Origin of the sequence: Marinitoga aeolica, assembly GCF_029910535.1 — a bacterium.
In the GTDB taxonomy this organism is placed as follows: Bacteria; Thermotogota; Thermotogae; order Petrotogales; family Petrotogaceae; genus Marinitoga; species Marinitoga aeolica.
This window is the reverse complement of sequence record NZ_CP069362.1, coordinates 1,747,516-1,768,073: the sequence shown is the minus strand read 5'-3', so window position 1 is coordinate 1,768,073 and position 20,558 is coordinate 1,747,516. Positions and strand designations below refer to the sequence as shown.

The window sequence follows — 20,558 nt, the reverse complement described above, 5'->3', positions numbered from 1 at the left end:
GAGATATTTATGGATAAAATTTTTCTCAATGAATTTGAAAAACTATATGATATTGTTCAAAGGAATATAGATAAGTGCCCCTGGGTAAAATCTATAAATCTTAATATTATGATAAACGAAGCCTCTTCTGAAATTACTGAGATAGAAGAGGCTTTAAATAAGAATGACATTAATAACATTGAAGAAGAGATCGGAGATTTAATATACGATGCTCTTTTAATATTAAAAATTGCTGAAAGAGATTACAACATTTCATCTCATAAAGCAATAAAGCGGGTTGTTTCAAAAATTTCAAATAGAAAACCCTGGCTATTTTGGAATAAAAATATATCCTATGAAGAAGCATCTAAAATATGGCATGAAAGAAAAAAAGCAGAGAAGAAGTCGGGTGAGAATATTGACTAAACTCTATTTAAGCGATCTTCATATTGGAAATGGGAGCAAAAAAGATGATTTCAGATATGATAGTGAATTAATTAAAATTTTAGAAGATTTAAATGAAGAATCAAACAATGAATTGTATATTGTAGGTGATGGATTTGAAATACTTCAATCATATGAAAACAATGGAAAAGTAAACGATGTAAATGAAATTATAAAAAATCTTGATTTTAATTCTATACTTTCTGAAATTGAAAATAGTCACAGTGATTTAATAAAAGCATTTAGAAATTATTCACGAAAAAATAAGATACATTATATTGTCGGAAATCATGATTATTATTTATTATTTGATGAAAAAATTAAAAATAGCTTTCAAGACTTTTTAGGAGACAATATAGAAATACACCCTTATTATTATGATGAAAAATGGGAACTCTTTATTATTCATGGAAATCAATTTGATGCACTTAATAGGTTATCTATTACTGAAAAAGGGAAAATACTTCCTCCATATGGGGAAATAATGGAAAAATTTATTTCAAAATATTTTGATAGTGAAGTTTTAAAGGTTTTACCCGATGAGATATTGATGGATTATGACAATATAGAACCCAAAATGGATATATTCTTGTGGCTTGAAGAAATAAGAAAAAAATATTCCATAGGCTTGGACCTGGAATATAAATGGATTGACATGTTTGTAAAATTTGTAAGAAGCAAAGAATCAAAAGAATGGTTAAAAACAAATTATCCTTTAATGCATTTTTTTTCTTATTTATTTATCAATAAAATAGGTGGTATAAAGTTTGGAGAAAGTCTTGTTAGACTAATAAGCTCTTTACGTGGAGCAAAAAAAACAAATTATTTAATGGAAAATGTAAAAAAAATATTATACAAAAACAGAACTATACCTAAAAAATATTGTATAGGTTATTCCGAAGAGGATATTGTTATACCTTCAAAATTACAGGGAATAATTATGGGACATATACATGTTCCAGCATACGAAATTTTTCCAAATAATAACGAGGAAGAAGTTTTCTACTGCAATCTTGGAAGTTGGAAGCATACCGTAAAAAAAACAACTGTTAAAAACAAAACAAAATTTTTAAAAAGAACTCAAATAAGTTATTTTATAGTAAAAGAAAGTAACAAAAGCTTGAACACTCAATTTATCATAAAAGATATGATATAATTAAGGAGGAACATTATGAATATTGGAATTATTGGATCAGGAAGCTGGGGAACCTCGATTTCCAAAGTGCTTTTAAATAATGGACATAATATAAAAATATGGACCAGAGATGAACACGTTTTCAATTCACTAAAAAATGGAGAAAACCCATATTATTTACCAGGCATATCTATACCAAAATCTATAATCCCAACATTAAAATTAGAAGAAGTTATTTCTGATAGCGAATTAATTGTTTTAGCTATTCCAGCTCAAGCTATAAGAAGTATTGCCGAGCAAATAAAACCATTATATAGCAATCAAATTATTGTAAATTTAGCAAAAGGTCTTGAAATTTCCACTCAAAAAAGAGTTAGTGAAATTTTAGATGAGGTTTTGAAAATAAATAAATATGTTGTTTTAAGTGGCCCCAGCCACGCTGAAGAAGTTGCACGAGATATACCAACAAGTATTGTTGCTGCTTCAAATAATATGGAATTAGCAAAAATTGTCCAAGAAAATTTTAGCAACGTTTCTTTTAGAGTATATACTAATAATGACATAGTAGGTGTAGAGCTTGGTGGAGCTATAAAAAATGTAATAGCAATTTCTGCAGGTATTATAGATGGTATTGGTGGCTGGGATAATTCAAAAGCTGCATTAATAACGCGAGGACTTGCAGAAATAACAAGATATGGCATAAAAAAAGGTGCAAAAAAAGATACATTTTCTGGTTTGGCTGGACTTGGAGATTTAATCGTAACATGTACTAGCCAACATAGTAGAAATAGATATGTTGGTGAAATGATAGGAAGAGGAAAGAAATTAGATGAAATAATAGAAAATATGAACATGGTAGCTGAAGGTGTTTATACTGTTAAGGCCTTATATGAAGAAATTAAAGATTTAAACATAGAAATGCCTATAACTGAAAAGACTTATGAAGTTCTTTATTTAAACAAAGATCCAAGAAAAGCTATTCATGAATTAATGATGAGAGAACTAAAAGATGAAAATTGACCTTTACATTTGATAAGGAGGGAGAAACACATGGAAAAGATGGTATATTTTTACGGCGGTGGTATCGCTGAAGGTAGCGCAAAAATGAAAAATTTACTTGGTGGTAAAGGTGCAAACCTCGCAGAAATGGCAAGAATGGGGTTACCAGTTCCTGCAGGTTTCACAATCACAACAGAAGTTTGTGACTATTATTGGAAACACGATAGATCATTCCCAGAAACATTAGAAGCAGAAGTTGAAGCTGCATTAAAAAGATTAGAAGAAGTTTCAGGTAAAAAATTTGGAGATAAAGATAATCCTTTATTAGTATCTGTTAGATCAGGTGCTGCTGTATCAATGCCTGGTATGATGGACACAATCTTAAACTTGGGTTTAAACGATGAAACAGTCGAAGCTTTAGCAAAAAACACAGGAAACCCAAGATTTGCATATGACGCTTACAGAAGATTTATGCAAATGTTTGGTGATGTTGCATTAGGTATTCCTCATCATGACTTTGAAGAAGCATTAAACAAAGTAAAAGAAGAAAAAGGTGTTAAATTAGACATCGAATTAGAAGCAGAAGATTTCAAAAAAGTTGTTGAATTATACAAAGAAATCTACAAAAAAGCCGGAAAAGAATTCCCGCAAGATCCTAAAAAACAATTATGGATTGCTATAGAAGCTGTATTTGGCAGCTGGATGAATGAAAGAGCTATTAAATACAGAGCTATAAACGGAATTAAAGAAGGAGAATTATTAGGTACAGCTGTTAATGTTGTTATGATGGTATTCGGTAACATGGGTGATGACAGTGGAACTGGTGTATGTTTCACAAGAGATCCTAATACAGGTGAAAAAGTAAAATATGGTGAATACTTACCTAACGCACAAGGTGAAGACGTTGTTGCTGGTATCAGAACACCATATCCATTAGAAAAATTAAATGAAATTTTACCAGATGTATATAAACAATTGATCGATATAATGGATATGTTAGAACATCACTATAAAGATATGCAAGATATTGAATTCACAGTTGAAAAAGGTAAATTATATTTCTTACAAACAAGAACAGGAAAAAGAACAGCAAAAGCTGCTATTAAAATCGCTGTAGACATGGTTAAAGAAGGTTTAATTGATAAAGCTACAGCTGTTATGAGAGTAACCCCAGATCAAATTGATAAACTATTACACCCTGCATTTGACGAAGCAGAAATCAAAAAGGCTCAAGAAATTGGAGAAGGTTTACCTGCATCACCAGGTGCTGCAACAGGTAAAGTGGTATTCAGTGCAGATGAAGCAGAAGAATTAGCAAAAGAAGGAACTCCAGTTATCTTAGTTAGACCTGAAACAAGCCCAGAAGATGTTGGAGGTATGAATGCTGCTGAAGGTATCTTAACAGCTACAGGTGGTATGACATCACATGCTGCTGTTGTTGCAAGAGGTATGGGTAAACCAGCTATCGTTGGCGCTGAAGAAATCGTTATTGATGAAGAAGCAAAAGAATTCGAAGCAAGAGGAGTTAAAGTAAAAGATGGCGACTGGATTTCTATAGATGGTACAACAGGTAAAGTTTACTTAGGAAAAGTTAAAACAATAAAACCACAAGGTTTAGAAGGTGAAGTTGCTGAATTATTAAACTTTGCAGATGAAATTAGAGTATTAGGTGTAAGAGCTAATGCTGATATTCCAAGAGATGCTAATGTTGCTAGAAACTTTGGTGCAGAAGGTATCGGATTATGTAGAACTGAACACATGTTCTTTGAAGGCGACAGAATCCAAAAAATGAGAAGAATGATTGTATCTAAAACAGTAGAACAAAGAGAAGCTGCTTTAGAAGAATTATTACCATTACAAAAAGAAGACTTCAAAGGATTATTTGAAGCTATGGAAGGGTTCCCTGTAACAATCAGATTATTAGATCCACCATTACACGAATTCTTACCACAAGACGAAGAACAAATGAAAGAATTAGCTCCACAATTAGGTATTACAGTTGAAGAATTAAAAGAAATCGTTGAAAACTTACATGAATTCAACCCAATGATGGGACATAGAGGTGTAAGATTAGCTATTACATATCCAGAAGTTGCAGTAATGCAAACAAAAGCTATTATTATGGCTGCAATTGAAATGGTTAAAGAAGGTAAAAAAGTTAAACCAGAAATTATGATTCCATTAGTAGGAACAGTAAAAGAATTAAAATACTTAGATAAAATCGTTAGAGAAACAGCAGATAAATTAATTGAAGAAGCAGGCGTTGATTTAGATTACAAAGTTGGTACAATGATTGAAGTTCCAAGAGGAGCTATTACAGCTGATGAAATTGCAGAAGTTGCACAATTCTTTAGCTTCGGTACAAATGACTTAACACAAATGACATTAGGATTCTCAAGAGACGACTACGGTAAATTCATCAACGATTACATTGAAAAAGGAATTTATGAAAAAGATCCATTCAAACACGTTGATCAAACAGGCGTTGGCAGAATGGTAAAAATTGCAAAAGATTATGGTAGATCAGTAAATCCAGAATTAAAATTAGGTGTTTGTGGTGAACACGGTGGAGATCCAGAATCAATCGAATTCTTCCACAAAACACAATTAGATTATGTAAGTTGTTCACCATACAGAGTTCCAATTGCAAGATTAGCAGCAGCACAAGCAGCTGTTAAATTCAAAAGAGGAAAATTTGTAAATTACGCTGACTAATAATAAAATTAACTCCGGGAGAATATTCTCCCGGTTTTTTATTCTATATATTCCTCATATATTTTATCACCCAATTTATTTATACCTATTTATCGGTATTAAAAATAACCTTTTGTAAATCACCTTCTATATTATCAAGATACCAATCCATCTTTAAGAGTTCTTCATCAATCAAACTTTCATCTCTATCAACTATTAAATTTTTATTATTATCATAAATTGGCCCACTAAAAATATCAAATTCATTATTTTTTATTAATGATTTCATAACACCTACTAATTTTTCTGTTTGACCTGGAATTATGTCTTTATTTTTATACAATTTGACTATTTTTTTGTCCATTCCATACCAATATTTTCTTAAATCCTCAAGATGTTTAGACGTTGTTATAATCCATTCATTATTCAATAACCTACTAACAATCTTTTTATAAAATCTACCCCATTTCCAATATGCAGAAGCTATGTATGTATCTGGTGTAATCTCTTTGTTTATTACATTATAACCAATTGTATAAACTTTGTATTTATCAGCAATAATTTGTGGAATAATAGAATCCATATTTGTTGCGAGAATATCAATTCCTTCTTTTATTAGCTCCAGCGTTTTTTCGTTTTCTATATCATGATCTATCCATTTATTTGTCCACTTCACCAATACTTTTGCATATGGGTTTACTGTCTTAACTCCTAATGCAAAAGCATTCAGTCCTCTTACAAATAAAGGTAGTGGATATGGGGCAATATAACCTATTTTATTTTTTCGTGTCATGGTCCCAGCTATTATTCCTGTTAGAAATCTTGGTTGATAAATTCTTCCAAAGTACACAGATAAATTTCTATAACTCTTATACCCTGCGCAATTTAAAAATTTTATATTTGGAAATTCTATTGCCGCTTTATAAGTAGAATCCATAAAATCATAACTGGTTGTTATTATTAAATTATAATTTTGATTAATTAATTCTTTTATTACATCATAAGATTTATCTTTTTTCACATTTTCAACATAAAATGTTGTTATTTTATCTTCAAATACCTCTTCTAAATATTTTCTTCCTGATTCATGAGCCTGAACCCATGTGCTTTCTTCAATATAATTTCTATATAAGAATGCTATATTTAACTTTTTTTCAACTGTTGATTTTATAAATGGTGAAAAAACTTCTTGAATCAAGTTTCTTTTCTCTTCAAAATATATTTCTTCTAATTCTTTAATAACTGTTTTTAACCTTAATCTTAATTCTTTTTCTAAAGTATTTTTTTCTATTCCATATTTTTTCAAATAATACAAAAACGCTTCTCCTGTCGTAATCGGTAATTTTTCACCATTCAATTCATGATAAATCTTTCTAAACTCCCAATATATTGATTTTTCAAAAAATCTAATAAATTCATCTCGTTCCTCATTATTTTTTTCTATATAATTAAATAATATATTTTCTAGCTCTTTAAAACCACCTTCTCTTTTAAACCATATCATATTTATCTTTGTTTTTTCATAAAATTCCAAAAATTCATAATATATTCGTATATTCAAATCCATCTCATCATATTTTGGTATAAGCCTTTTAACATTAGCCATTATAGACGGAGAATCAAGATATTTCAATACACTTGTTCTTTTATTCCCTTCTACTATGTAAAATTTATTTAAATATTCATAAGCTATTACAGCATCCCTAATGCCTTCTTCTTGTTGAGCTTCAAAAAGATTCATCCATTTTATAGCAAATTCCGTATCTTCCTCTAAAAGAGGCATAAAGTTTTTAGCAAAAGCACTTCTCCTTGAATCATAAAACGTTCCCTTCACTTTTTTAATTGGTACTTCAATAGTTCCTAAAGTAACCTCATTAATAATATTTTTATCTTTTAACAAATTTTCAAGTGATGGCAAATGCCCATCTTTCCCTCTGCTTTCCCAATATATTAATTCTCTTTCTCCCATCTTTTTAGCTGTTCTATATTCTTTAGAACTATCATATCTGATATTATTCATATTATCCTCTCCCCATTAGTTAAAGAAAAATATCTTTAAATCGAATAACTCCTTCCTCACCTCTAATTTCCACTATTTCTTTTTTGATTTCATCATATTTTACATATTTATATGGAACCACATTAAGCAAATAAGACTTTTTACCTTTATAATGAACAATAAAATTCAATAATTGGTCCGTATATCTTGGATGAATATGGCCATAAAACCATATTTTAGGAAAAAATTTTTTATAAATTAATTCCATTAGTTTTGAACCCTTATGGTATGAACTCACTTCCTTTTCAAACATATTCTCCAAGCCGGGTGGAGAATGTGTAATTAATATATCTATATTTTTTATGAATTTAAAATTTCTATTTCGTTGAAGCTTTCTTTTAAAAGGTTTTACATCTTTCTCTGAAAAATGAAATGGCTTCTTACCATATGAAAAAGCCCCAGAAAAACCTCCAATATAAACATTAGATTTAATATTAAGTCTTTTTTTCAAATTTTCTATTTCCTCATGAAGTATAATCATTCCTTTATATATGTTAGAATATCCAGATAACTCCACTTCAAAAAGGTTTTTAAAATATTTTTTATCATGATTACCGTAAATCATATAACCTATTTTTGGGCTTAATGTATTCAACAAATAATCAAGATATCCTGGAGATAAATCTCCACACCCCAATAAAATATCACATTTTTTTATTTTTTTCGGTAAATAATTCCTCTCTTCATCAGAAACAGCAACTATTTCAATCATAATATCCTTCTTTCTATTTTTTTATATTATAACATATAAAAAAATTTTTACTCAGATTGATAACAAAGTATTTTAAAAAAATAATATGAGCGAATACTTGAAAATTCCTAAGCATTTGCTTCGCAAAAATTTAAATATTGCAAAAACACTTATTTTAAACATTATTTAATTATATTTTTTATTTTCGCGAAGCGAAAGTTTAATGCGTAGCATTAAAAATACGCTAATGTGTTATAATATTATGTTAATATAAAAATAAAAGGAGGTAGAATTATGAAGTGGGATTTAACATTTTTTTATGACTCTCCAGAAAGTGAACAAATAAAAAAAGATTTTGAAAGCGCAGTTTCTAATGCGAAAACTTTAAAAGAAAAATATTATAGTAAACTTTCATCGGAGGATTTAACAGCAGAAGATATAAGGAATTTCTTTAAAGATTTAGAGCAAGTTATTGAAAAACCTTATTATGCTATACAATATGCGCATTTGTTATATGCAGAAAATACTCAAAACAAACAAGCTCAAAAACTTGTAGCTATGGGACAAGATTATTTAACTAAAGGGGAAATAGAACTATCTTTCTGGAAACCTTTATTATTAAACCATCCTATAGAAAAATTAGAAGAATGGAAAAATTCTGAAGATTTAAAAGAATACAAACATGTCATGGAAAAACTAATTAAAGAAAAACCCCATGTTTTAAGTGAAGATGCTGAAATGGTATTATCTGCATTACAACCAGCTGGAAGAGAAGCATTTGATTTATTATATGAAAAATTGACTTCTTCATATAATTTTGAAATAGAAATTGATGGTGAAGTTAAAAAAATGACAGGACCTCAAATTAGAGCTTTAAGACAAAGTCCAAATAAGAAATTAAGAAGAAAAGCTATGAAAATGTTCTTTGAAAGATATAGTGAGGATAAAATTATTTTAGAAAGCACCTTTAATTCAGTAGCTAAGTATTATGATACTGAAGCAAAATTAAGAAATTACCCAAAACCCATTTCAATGAGAAATATGGCAAACGAAGTTAGTGATGATATTGTAGATATGGTTATAGAGGTGACAACTAAACAAACACCTATGGTTCATAAATATTATAAATGGAAAGAAAAATATTTAGGACATGAATTAACTTTAGCTGATATTTATGCACCATTAGATCCTGTAAAAAAAGAAGTCCCTTTTGAAAAAGCTAAAGAAATTGTTTTAGACTCATATTATGAATTTGACGAAGAAATCGGAGATATTGTAAAATCATTCTTTGATGAAAATAGAATACATTCAGAAATTGTTCCTGGGAAAAGAGGAGGAGCTTTTTGTTCATATAATATTCCAAATTATAAACCTTTTGTTTTATTGAATTATACTGGAAACATGAGGGATGTAATGACTTTAGCTCATGAGTTGGGACATGGCGTTCATGGAACATTATCTTCAAAACAAAATTTATTGAACTACCATACCCCTTTAACAATGGCAGAAGTTGCTTCTGTTTTTGGTGAAATGTTAGTAATGGATAAATTATTAAAAGAATTAGATGAGGAAGAGAAAAAGATTTTTATAGCTTCAAAAATAGAAGATATGTTTGCAACTATGTTTAGACAAAATATGTTTGCAAGATTTGAAATACAATCTCATCAAATGATTGATGAAAATGGTATGGCTACATGGGAGGAATTATCAGAATTATATGAAAAAGAATTAAAGATCATGTTTGGAGATTCTGTGAAAATCACTGAAGAATATAAATATGAATGGAGTTCTATTCCTCATATGATAGGTGTTCCTTTCTATGTATATGCATATAATTTCGCTAATTTGTTAGTAATTGCATTATATGAAAAGTATTTAGAAGAGGGAAAATCTTTTGTACCAAAATATAAAGAATTATTATTAAGTGGAGGTAATGATGCTCCAGAAGTATTATTGTCTAAATTAGGTATTGATATAACAAAAAGAGAATTCTGGGAAAAAGGTTTTAAATATATAGAAAGAGAATTAATTAGCAAATTATAATTATTATAAATTTATAATTATTCTTTAAGATAAGTTTTCTTTTTTACAAAAAATTAAAAAAACTCTAATTATGATTAATACTGCATCGCACCATAACACCCCTATATGATAGGGGTGTTATTTTTCTTTTAAGTTATATTTAGTTTTATATTATATAAACAAACTAACTATGTTGCAAGAAATTATATAGAAGGTGTAATTTTTTCTTAGCCATAAAACGGATAAAAATTGTTATAATTAAAACGTATTAGTGAAAAATATAATTTAAAAATACAAAGGAGGTTGTTGCGAAATGAAAAAGTTCGCCATTATTACAGTATTAGTAGTATCATTAAATCTTTTTGCAGGTATGTTTGGTTATGGTCAAGGTGGAGAAGTTAATGTTTATACAAGTAGACATTATGATACTGATCAAAAATTATATGATGAGTTTACAAAGCTAACTGGCATTAAGGTAAATGTCATTAAAGCTGGTGAAGATGAATTAATCGAAAGGATGAAAAATGAAGGAAAAGATACAAATGCTGACTTATTTATAACAGCTGATGTTGGAAGATTACACAGGGCAAAAACACTGGGATTATTACAATCTGTAACCACCAATATTTTAGCAAATAACATTCCTGAGAATTTAAGGGATAGAGAAAATTACTGGTATGCTTTAACAGTAAGAGCAAGGATTTTAGCTTATGCTCCTGATAGAGTTGATATATCAAAAATCAAAACATACGGAGACTTAATAAATCCAGAATGGAAAGGAAAAATAGTTGTTAGATCTTCTTCAAATATTTATAATCAATCACTAGTGGCTTCTTTTATAGCAATATATGGTGAAGATTGGGCATTCAATTGGGCAAAAGGTATCGTAAATAATATGGCAAGAAAACCTCAAGGAAATGATAGAGCTCAAGTAATCGCTGTAGCTGCTGGTGAAGGAGATATTGCTATAGTAAATACATATTATATTGGAAAAATGTTAAATTCTTCTGATCCACAACAAATAGAAGCTGCAAAAAAAGTTAAAATCTTTTTCCCTGAAAAAACCCATATTAATGTAAGTGGAGCTGGTATTGCTAAATATGCTAAAAATAAGGAAAATGCCATTAAATTATTGGAATTTTTAACCAGTAAAGATGCTCAAGGTGAATTTGCAGAAGCCAATTATGAATATCCTGCAAATCCCAAAGTAGAACCTTCTGAATTGTTAAGATCATGGGGTGATTTTACTCCTCAGGGTATAGATTTAACATTATTAGGCGAATATAATTCAAAAGCTGTTGAATTAATGGATAAGGCTGGTTGGAAATAATAGGAGGATATATGAAAAAAACTACCTATATAATAGTACTTTTAATATCTTTACCAATATTTATAATCATATATAACTTAATAACCCCCTCAAATGAAAATTGGAATCATATCTATAATTACTTATTACGTGATTATGTTATTAATTCTATAAAACTTGTGTTGGGGACAGGAATCTTATCTGCTATAGTAGGAATTTCAAGTGCATGGTTTATCAGTTATTATGAATTCCCATTAAGAAAACATTTTGAATGGTTATTAATTTTACCCTTAACAATACCTCCATTTATAGGCGCATACGTTTATGCAGGTATGCTTAGTTATACTGGAACAATACAAACCTTATTAATGAAATACACATCATTTAATGGAAAGTCTTATTTATTAAATATAATGTCTGTTCCTGGAGCAATATTTGTATTTTCAATGTTTTTATTCCCTTATATTTATTTAACTGTAAAATCATTTTTTTCAAAACAAATCACAGGTATTATTGAAGCCTCATATTCACTGGGAAAAAACTCTCTAACAACATTTTTTTATGTAATTCTTCCCTTGGCTAGACCCGCAATCGTTGGCGGGACTAGCCTTGTATTAATGGAAGTTTTAAATGATTATGGAGTTGTGAAGTATTTTGGGATACCAACATTTAGTACAGGAATTTTTAAAGCATGGTTTTCATTAGGAGATATTAATACGGCTATACGGCTATCTGCTATATTACTTTTATTTGTTTTTGCTATTTTATCTTTTGAAAAAATATTAAGACAAAATAAATCATATGCCATTAAAAACAAGAAACCTATAAAAAGAAGAACATTAAAGGGTTTTAAATTATATATTGTATTAACCTATATGATTTTTTTATTCCTATTATCATTCTTATTACCTATATTACAATTAATACAATGGGCAATTTTCTCATTTAAAAACACCAATATAAGATTTATTAATTTAACTTTCAATTCTCTATTTATTTCTTTAATTTCAGCAGTTTTAATAATTATTATATCTTTAGTCGTTTCAAATACACTTAGATTTAAAGATAAAAAATCCATTATATTGCCTAAATTAGCTACAATGGGATATTCGATCCCCGGAGCTGTAATTGCAGTTGGAGTCATGGTTATTTTTATTGGATTAGATAAAAATCTATCCTCTATTTATAATATTTTAGGTTTAAATTCAAAATTAATATTAACTTCTTCAATTTTAATGCTTATATATGCATATATTGTTAGATTTTTAAATATTGCATACAGCCCCGTTGATAGTAATCTCGAAAAACTAGGAAAATCCTTTCATGAAGCATCAAGGAGTCTTGGCAAATCATTTCTTATAACATTTCTAAAAATAGATATCCCAATGATAAAACCCGCTATAATTAGTGCTTTTATTTTTTCTTTTATCGAAATAATAAAAGAATTACCTTTAACCCTGATACTTAGACCATTTAATTTCGATACATTAGCTACAAAAGTATTTGAATATGCAAATGATGAAATGATTCATGAAGCTTCAGTTGCCTCATTAACAATAATAATTATCATATTTATATTTATTATGATTTTACGAAAGATAACAACAGGAGATGGTAAATAATGTTTTTATATTTAGAAGATATTTGGTTTAAATATGACAAAGAATATATATTAAAGGGAATAGATTTCCAAATCAAAAAAGGAGAAACTGTAGCTATAGTAGGTGAAAGCGGAAGCGGCAAAAGTACTATTTTAAGAATAATTGCAGGATTCGAAAAGCCACAAAAAGGAATTGTTAGATTAGAAGATAAAATATTAACATCTAATAAACATTTTGTATTACCAGAAAAAAGAAACATAGGTTTTGTTTTTCAAGATTATGCTTTATTCCCTCATATGACAGTTAAACAAAATATAGAATTTGCAAAAAAAGGTAAAACACAAGAAATGTTAAAATTAGTTAATTTGGAAGGATATGAAAATAGATATCCATATGAATTAAGTGGTGGGCAACAGCAAAGATTAGCTCTTGCTAGAACTCTTGCTACTAATCCGAGACTACTATTGTTGGACGAACCATTTAGTAATTTGGATGAAATGCTAAAAGATAAAATAAGAAATGATTTAAAAGAAATATTAAGAAGAGCTAATATAACTACTATTTTAGTTACACATGATAGAAACGATGCTCTTGCTTTGGCAGATAGAATTATCATTATAGAAAATGGAAAAATAAAATTCACTGGCCTTCCCGAAGAAATATATACATAAAAAGAGAAGCAAAATGCTTCTCCTGGGTTTGACAGTATTTTTTTCAACAAAATTCTAAAAAACAGAATTATTCGAAAAAACAGTCATTGTTAACTTTTTGTAAAAAGAGATATTAGCCACACACCTCCTTCTTTTTAGCTTTTTATGCGTGTTTTAGGAGATTGTTTTTTGAATTCATCTAATTCCATCATTTTTTTCGGTTTTTCTATTTTTAATGTTTTTAATATGGCTTTTTGAAAATCGCTTAAATTGGCTCTTAACGCAAATAGTTTATCTTTTAATCTTATTTCAGAGTATTCCATTTTTTTAATAGCTTCTCTTATTTTTTCATGAGAGTATTCAATGTTATTTTTTTCCAGTTCTAATTCTAATGTTCGTTGCATTATATATGATATGAAACTCATTACAATATGTCCTTTTATTCTTTTTGGTGTCCAATGAAATACCGGTCTTGTTTCAAGGTAATTTTTTAATGTTCTAAATGTTTCTTCTACTTTCCATAATGTATGATATTGTTCTAATATTTGTTTTGGATTTAATTTTGTATTTGTCATTATTCCATAATATCCATCGTATTTTTCATCATTTTGTATTTTATTAATATCTAATGTATAATTTTGTTTATTTTGTTCTTTTAAATATTTTTTAGCTCCTCTTTTACTTTTGGAATCTATATTTCCTTCTTCTAACATTTTTTTCGCTTTTTCTATTAATCGTAGTCTATCTGCTCTGTCTTTTTTGGCTCTTTCTTCTGAATGTATTATGAGTAATCTTTTATTTTCATATTCTACTTCTCTGTATTCTATTCCTTTTGCTATTTCTATGAATTCTCCTTCAAATATATTTACTTTTTTTATTTGTTTTATTGATTTTCCTACTATGAATTCATAATTAGAATTTTCTACTACTTCTATATTTTTTTTACTCATCATCCCTCTATCTGCTACTACTATTACTTTTCCTAATTGATATTCTTTTTTCATTTTTTCTATTGAATCTTTAAATGTATGCCCTTCAAATGTATTTCCTGCATATATATCAAAACTAACTGGCATTCTATCTTGATCTATTGACATCCCTAATACTATTTGTGACTCATTGAATTTCTTATCTTTTGAATATCCCATTTGTAATATTTCATTTGTTTGTTGTGTTTCAAACGCCAATGTCGTTACATCGTAAAATACTAAATCTACCGTTGTATTAAATAAACTTATCCTTTGATTATACATATGTTTTTCTATCGATTCTTTATTATCTGCTAATATATCCAATGTTCTGTACAACCAGTGCAACATTACATCTTTTTCTTCCAGGTCTTTTCCTTTTTCAGCTTCTACTTTGTTATATCCAAAATACTCTAAATTATTAAATATTCCTAACTTACTTCTCGGTTCTACTATTCTATTCATCACCATTATTTTTAGCATCTCTTCTGCATTGTATTTTATATCTTTATCCAGTCTTTCAAAATATCTTTTCATCTCATATCTTTCAAATATTTTATTTACTATTACTTTTGCTCCGTAATTTCTTTTATCTGGTGCTTTTTTTATATCTTCCGTATCAATATAATTTTTTAAATCAAATATTTGTATGAGTTTATTTACTATATTTTTTGCTTCACTTTCACTAAAAGAATCAATTCTTCCCACATTCGCAATAGTTCTTTGCTTTATCTTTCCATTTTCCCTATAACTTTCAACGATCCTTAAATATTCAACACCTTTGTTATTTTTAACAACTCTTAAAAACACAAAAATCACCTCTCGATTTCATAATACCATTACATATTATACCACAAAAATATTATGAAATCAAGAATATAATGCTATTGTCAAAAATATTTGTGTCACTACAAAAATTTTTCAACCCCCAATTTTTACCCTTTTCATCATCGCAAACCCGCATTTTACCGTTTCAATTTTCCAAAAATCATGAAATTGCTGTCAAAGTCAGGATATTATCATTGATACTATAGTTAAAATCATTTCAATATACGGAACTATTCCTTCTTGAACATCTTTATGTATTGAATTTACAAAATATCCAAAACCCTTTTCTTTATATTCTTTTAAATCATGGTTTAAAGTTTTTTCTAATAATTCAGATTCCAGATTAAGCACTATTTTATTTTCAAACTTTTTCTTCCAGAGACTGTGTATATAAAACAATATTACAAAGGTTATTCCCAAACCAAGATAAATAATACTGAGTAATACAAATTTTTTGAAATTCATTTTCAATATTGCTTCATCAAACAACCATTTAACCATTAATGGTTGTATTAATCCCTCAAAAAAACTTAATGCTGATGTAAAAATTAAAAGGATAATAAACTCCAATCTTCTATTTTTTATTATCTTCAAATATTTTTTCATATTATCCCTCTTTCAATGAAGAATACTTTATTTTATTAATTCTCCATAATCATAGGTTAAACCTTTTTCTGCAATTATTCTACTTTGAGCATTATTACTTACCCCAAGTAATATATCAATTAAATCTATATTTTCATCTTTAATCAATTAAAGTTTTTTGATTATATTTTTAAATCTAAAATATTGCCTGTATTAAAACATTGTAAATAATTAACTTGCAGGATTAGTATATTTTTTATTATTAGACTGTACAAAAAGTAAGAAATAAAAAAAATAGGCACTCCTTAATTCAATGTCGAAACATTGAATTGGACAAATAAATAACAGAAAGGAGTGCCCGATTCAATGTTATCACAAAATAAGAATGATTTCAAGGCTTCTTTTGTTAAAAGAGAAATCATCTTTGTTTTCAATATTATTGATATCTTTTTTAAAGAACAAAGCTATACTTTTGGTAGAAAGAAAAAGTTCTCTGATAAATCAATTTTAAAGATATTGATATTATTAAAGATAGCAAAGAAATCATATCGAAAAGTTGAAAATTTATTTCATAATCATCCTGAATTTTTATCTTTAATTGGAATCAATGAAATACCTTCTTTTCAAACAATCTCATATAGAGCTAATAAATTAGATTTTAGAAAAATAAACAATGATTTGATTAATTGGATATATAACAATATAAAATTATATAAAACACACGCGGCAATTGATGCTAATATTATTAGTCCTTGTAAACCTAGTAGATGAGGTAAAGCTAAATCATCTTTTAATAAAAATGAATTTGGTTTTATATATACTATTAAAGGTAAAGAATTTGGTAAAAAAACTTTATTTATCTTTAGATGTGAATTATGATTTTACTGTTGAAATATACATGAATCAAATTTCTTTGATAATTATTTAATTCAATTAAATCTTTTTCTAAAATATTATTGGATGTTGCATATGATACATACGATATTCTTTCTAAAATAAAATCTTCTGGTTCTATTCTTGTCATGACCTAAATAATAGGAATACAAAGTGTTATGAATCGTATAATAGATAGATTATGAAATTTTTTAGATCAACCTTTAAAAATGATTATAAACTATGTTGGAAAATAGGACGTGTAAATGGCATTATGGATAATATTTTGGAACAGAGATATTTGGTATGTTATAAATAGAAATTATTTAACTTTTGCTGGTGTTGCAATTATATTATTTAGTTTTATTGTCCTTTTTAATCTCTTTCATAGTCATGAATTAAAAAAGATTTCTAATTTTTTCGATGATTAAACTTTTGAAATCCTGAATATTATCTATTATTACAAAAAAATAATATTATTATAACATATAATTAACATCTTTTTGTTTTAATTCTTATTAGAATAAAATTATTTAATAATTTGTAATAAATATGTGTCTCTTTAATTTTTTGAGAAATAATTCACAAAATTGACAAGATATTTATTAATAAGAAATATTTTTTATATGAATTTGTTACATTAAAAATGAAAGAAAGGAGGTGAAAATATGACCATTTTAAAAAGTGGATCGTTGTATTCACCAAGTGCTGTATGGTGTTTTTGTGCGGCTTGCCCCCTGGATATTGGAGAATAAATAAGGAAAACTCATTTTTTCACACAAACAATAAAATCATTAAATTTAATAGATTTAATTTCGTCTAAGTTAGAATCAATATCTTGATTAGAAAAAAGATTAAAAACAAAATCAGGAGTAAAATAATTTAAAGAACCGTGAGGCCTTAAATTATTGTAAAAATAAATGTATGAAATATAGTAATTATAAACATCATCAATATGTTCAAATTCAATAGATTCAACAAATTCACGTTGAACACTAGAATGAAAAGATTCAATATAAGCTTGAGAATTAGGATTATTTTTGTAACCAAATTCATGAATAATATTTAATTCATCCATAAAAGCAGCAGTAATTTTAGCTTTAAATTGTGGTCCATTATCTGTCCTAATAATGAGATTATCAGGAGTAGCACCTCTAAAATTAATAGCTTTTCTTAAAGTTGAAATAAAATCTTTAGCTTTAATAGAATTACCAATATAAACACCAACAACAGCCCTATCAAAACTATCGATTATAGTAAGTATTGCGATATAACCATCATATTTAGTGGGGATAAATTTAATATCTGATTCCCAGTATTGATTAGGTCTGGTAATATCGTGATTTTTAGGTCTTCTTTTAGGATGTTTTGGATGATGACGATAATTTCTAATAAGATTTAATTCTTTTCTTAATCTATGAATCTTTTTGTGATTAATAATAATATTATACTTGTGTCTAAAAATAGCAGCTAACTTCTTAGAACCAAGAGTTTTGTAAAAGAACTCAGGATTCAAAGGGTCATCAATAGATAACAAATCAACAAGCAATTGTTTAATATAATCATCAGAAACTTTTTTACCGTCAGCAGTATAGGAATGACCTTTAAAATAAGACTTTCTGGTTCTTTTAACAACAAAAAACAACCTGGTATTATAATAAAAAGAACTGGAACTAATGTTATAACGATTGAGTAAAAAAGAAGTAGAAACACCAAAATCTCTATATTTAAAAACAATCAAAAGATTACCAATAAAAGTCACTTTTTCCAGTTGTGTTTTTTTTTCAAAAAGTTAATCTCATCTTCTTGCATTTTAATAAGCAACTCTTTTTCAATAAGAAGACGTTCATAATATTCAATTTTTTTCTTTAAAGAATTAGTATCATTGGAATTATTATCAGGTTTAACAATACCAGCAGACTCATAAATAAAAGGAGGAACCTTAGAAATATCAGAAATAATGGACTTAGGCCTTCCTTTCTTAGAATTGAAGATATTGTCATCATAACCAGAATCTTCATATTTTTTAACCCATTTATGTAAAGTATGAGGGGAAGGAATACCATTCTTACTAGCAATATCGGATAAAGACTTATCAGAATTAAGATATTCTTTAACAACTTGAAGTTTGAAATCAGGAGAATACTTATTTCTATTTTTCATACCAAACACCCCTTTCATTCCTTTAGTTTAATGATATCATTTTCTTATTTTTTCTCCAAATATTCCATGGGGTGATTACGAGGAGAAATTAAAAATAAAAAGCAACGAAAAAAAAGAATGAAAAAAGAATACTTTCAACAAGTATTGATAGTAAGGAAAATATTAAATTGGAATTAAGCACATAAACTAAAAAATTTAGAGGTTTTAATTTTGACAAAATTAGGATAATCGAAATAATAAATAAACTTTTTTGGAAACCGTTTAAGAAAAAGGAAATTGTGAATGGAAACATTAGAATGAATTCTAAAATGATTGAAAATAATAGAATCAATGGAAAGTTCAAATTTGAGTAATTGTTGAAAATTTCTAAAATAGTGAGTATTTCTAAAAGAGAATTTTCTAGAAATAATAGCGTTAATATTTTCAATACGACTTCTAAAAGAATAAACAAAACCAAAAATAAGAGAAGAAGGAATTTTAAAACGTAAAATATTAAAAGAAAAAGATTTTGAAAAATTAATCTCAGGAAAAATAGGTACCCAAACTCTACCAGAACACTTAATATTGTTACTATTGTTATTATTGTTATTACGATAAATACAACTATTTCTTAATGGACAAATAAAACGATGACGATTTCTAGAATAATCATTACCATCAGAATGTAAAAAAATATTAGAAATAGAACAATATAGTCTCCCCTCTTTAAACTTAAAATGTTTAAATTTAAACAAAGAAGAAAAATTTCTAATAGGAATAAAAGGAAAAGCAACAGCATGTAAAATATTATGAAAATTAGAAATAGAATCGTACCCCTTATCTAAAGTAAAAAAAAACATAAATACCTTTAGACCTACAAAAAGAAATAAAAGATTTAATATTATCGAAGATAAGCTCGTTAAAAACAGAATTATCATGAAGATTAGCAGGACGAAAAACAGAAAAAAGATTAAAATAAAAAGGATAGACAATATAAGCATGGTGTAATCTAAGACCGAGTTTTCCATTGAAAAATTTATTATGAGAATGAATAATACCTTTAGGGATATTGCCATCAACAAGTAAAGGTTGAGAATCAACAGAAAGAACAATAAACCCAACCTTCTTAATAACATGAGAAAACCTAGAAATATAAGCCTTAGCTAAAGCTAATTTAAAAGAATTAAAATAAAAATGCAAAAGAGAAAGACCAATACGTTTCTTAAAATAGTAATAAGTAGTATAAGAAGGGACAGAATCCTTAAATCCACAAAGTTTCAAATAATGTGGTGGAATAACTTTAGAAATATCCCTGTGTAAAGTGAATTTATCTTCAGAAAAAACAGAATGAAGTAAAAGGAACAAACGTAAGAGAGAAGTAGGATCATATGGTTTATTCTTATTAGGTTTATGAGAATAAAAAGAGAAAAGTGTATTAAAAATATTATCAAGATCAAGGAAATTAAAGGCATCAGAAATAAGGTTGAAAGTAATATCATCAGGGAGAAATTCAGTGAAGATATTTCTAGAACTTCTAAAGATAGTATCACCTCCACTAAAATTATGAATCAAAAGTCTA

General features: G+C 27.5%; 18 protein-coding genes. 10 read left to right on the top strand and 8 right to left on the bottom strand.

The features are described from left to right. The first annotated feature begins 9 nt into the window (after positions 1-9). The 4 genes from JRV97_RS08375 to ppdK are packed head-to-tail and all read left to right on the top strand — an operon-like array spanning position 10 to position 5,272. A complete protein-coding gene (locus tag JRV97_RS08375; RefSeq protein WP_280997984.1) occupies positions 10-405 on the top strand; it encodes a MazG nucleotide pyrophosphohydrolase domain-containing protein in 396 nt (131 codons plus the stop codon). After that, positions 398-1,579 (top strand): metallophosphoesterase, encoded by a 1,182-nt coding sequence (locus JRV97_RS08370; protein WP_280997982.1) that lies wholly within the window; start codon positions 398-400, stop codon positions 1,577-1,579. The genes JRV97_RS08375 and JRV97_RS08370 overlap by 8 nt, the downstream gene beginning before the upstream one ends. A gap of 15 nt (positions 1,580-1,594) precedes the next feature. After that, positions 1,595-2,578 carry an NAD(P)H-dependent glycerol-3-phosphate dehydrogenase gene (locus tag JRV97_RS08365; protein WP_280997979.1) on the top strand — a complete coding sequence of 328 codons (984 nt, stop codon included), beginning with the start codon at positions 1,595-1,597 and terminating at the stop codon, positions 2,576-2,578. A 30-nt stretch (positions 2,579-2,608) separates the two neighbouring features. After that, positions 2,609-5,272, top strand: coding sequence for a pyruvate, phosphate dikinase (gene ppdK / locus JRV97_RS08360; RefSeq protein WP_280997978.1), 2,664 nt, complete (start codon positions 2,609-2,611; stop codon positions 5,270-5,272). An 85-nt stretch (positions 5,273-5,357) separates the two neighbouring features. Here ppdK and JRV97_RS08355 read toward each other — a convergent pair whose 3' ends face one another. Continuing rightward, entirely contained in the window at positions 5,358-7,271 is a 1,914-nt protein-coding gene (locus tag JRV97_RS08355) for a BMP family ABC transporter substrate-binding protein (protein ID WP_280997976.1), read from the bottom strand. A gap of 19 nt (positions 7,272-7,290) precedes the next feature. Further along, positions 7,291-8,022 carry a metallophosphoesterase family protein gene (locus JRV97_RS08350; protein ID WP_280997973.1) on the bottom strand — a complete coding sequence of 244 codons (732 nt, stop codon included), beginning with the start codon at positions 8,020-8,022 and terminating at the stop codon, positions 7,291-7,293. 273 nt (positions 8,023-8,295) lie between these two features. Here JRV97_RS08350 and JRV97_RS08345 point away from each other — a divergent pair, with 273 nt between their 5' ends. From JRV97_RS08345 to JRV97_RS08330, 4 genes are all read left to right on the top strand, one after another. Next, positions 8,296-10,044 (top strand): M3 family oligoendopeptidase, encoded by a 1,749-nt coding sequence (locus JRV97_RS08345; protein ID WP_280997971.1) that lies wholly within the window; start codon positions 8,296-8,298, stop codon positions 10,042-10,044. 292 nt (positions 10,045-10,336) lie between these two features. Then, positions 10,337-11,353 (top strand): Fe(3+) ABC transporter substrate-binding protein, encoded by a 1,017-nt coding sequence (locus JRV97_RS08340; protein WP_280997969.1) that lies wholly within the window; start codon positions 10,337-10,339, stop codon positions 11,351-11,353. An 11-nt stretch (positions 11,354-11,364) separates the two neighbouring features. Beyond that, the gene (locus JRV97_RS08335) at positions 11,365-12,954 is read left to right on the top strand and encodes an ABC transporter permease (RefSeq protein WP_280997967.1); all 1,590 of its coding nucleotides are present in this window, start codon (positions 11,365-11,367) and stop codon (positions 12,952-12,954) included. Continuing rightward, on the top strand, positions 12,954-13,604 hold the full coding sequence (locus tag JRV97_RS08330) for an ABC transporter ATP-binding protein (RefSeq protein WP_280997965.1): 651 nt from the start codon (positions 12,954-12,956) through the stop codon (positions 13,602-13,604). The genes JRV97_RS08335 and JRV97_RS08330 overlap by 1 nt, the downstream gene beginning before the upstream one ends. A gap of 134 nt (positions 13,605-13,738) precedes the next feature. On the opposite strand, the gene JRV97_RS08325 is transcribed toward JRV97_RS08330, so the two are convergent. Further along, positions 13,739-15,361 (bottom strand): IS1634 family transposase, encoded by a 1,623-nt coding sequence (locus JRV97_RS08325; protein WP_280997963.1) that lies wholly within the window; start codon positions 15,359-15,361, stop codon positions 13,739-13,741. Between the two features lie 198 nt (positions 15,362-15,559). Further along, entirely contained in the window at positions 15,560-15,985 is a 426-nt protein-coding gene (locus JRV97_RS08320) for a 6TM ABC transporter family protein (protein WP_280997961.1), read from the bottom strand. Between the two features lie 345 nt (positions 15,986-16,330). On the opposite strand from JRV97_RS08320, the gene JRV97_RS08315 reads away from it, so the two are divergent. Beyond that, a complete protein-coding gene (locus tag JRV97_RS08315) occupies positions 16,331-16,735 on the top strand; it encodes a hypothetical protein (protein ID WP_280997959.1) in 405 nt (134 codons plus the stop codon). A gap of 91 nt (positions 16,736-16,826) precedes the next feature. Here the strand turns inward: JRV97_RS08315 and JRV97_RS08310 are convergent, their stop codons facing one another. Further along, positions 16,827-16,988, bottom strand: a complete 162-nt coding sequence (locus JRV97_RS08310; protein WP_280997957.1) for a hypothetical protein — start codon at positions 16,986-16,988, stop codon at positions 16,827-16,829. Positions 16,989-17,103: 115 nt separating this feature from the next. Here JRV97_RS08310 and JRV97_RS08305 point away from each other — a divergent pair, with 115 nt between their 5' ends. Next, on the top strand, positions 17,104-17,268 hold the full coding sequence (locus JRV97_RS08305; RefSeq protein ID WP_280997955.1) for a hypothetical protein: 165 nt from the start codon (positions 17,104-17,106) through the stop codon (positions 17,266-17,268). Positions 17,269-17,603: 335 nt separating this feature from the next. Here JRV97_RS08305 and JRV97_RS08300 read toward each other — a convergent pair whose 3' ends face one another. From JRV97_RS08300 to JRV97_RS08290, 3 genes are all read right to left on the bottom strand, one after another. Continuing rightward, positions 17,604-18,578, bottom strand: coding sequence for an IS3 family transposase (locus tag JRV97_RS08300; protein ID WP_280997953.1), 975 nt, complete (start codon positions 18,576-18,578; stop codon positions 17,604-17,606). A 17-nt stretch (positions 18,579-18,595) separates the two neighbouring features. After that, positions 18,596-19,000: a transposase gene (locus JRV97_RS08295; protein WP_280997950.1), complete on the bottom strand. Its 405-nt coding sequence runs from the start codon at positions 18,998-19,000 to the stop codon at positions 18,596-18,598. 816 nt (positions 19,001-19,816) lie between these two features. After that, positions 19,817-20,551 carry a hypothetical protein gene (locus JRV97_RS08290; RefSeq protein WP_280997948.1) on the bottom strand — a complete coding sequence of 245 codons (735 nt, stop codon included), beginning with the start codon at positions 20,549-20,551 and terminating at the stop codon, positions 19,817-19,819. Positions 20,552-20,558: the final 7 nt, after the last annotated feature.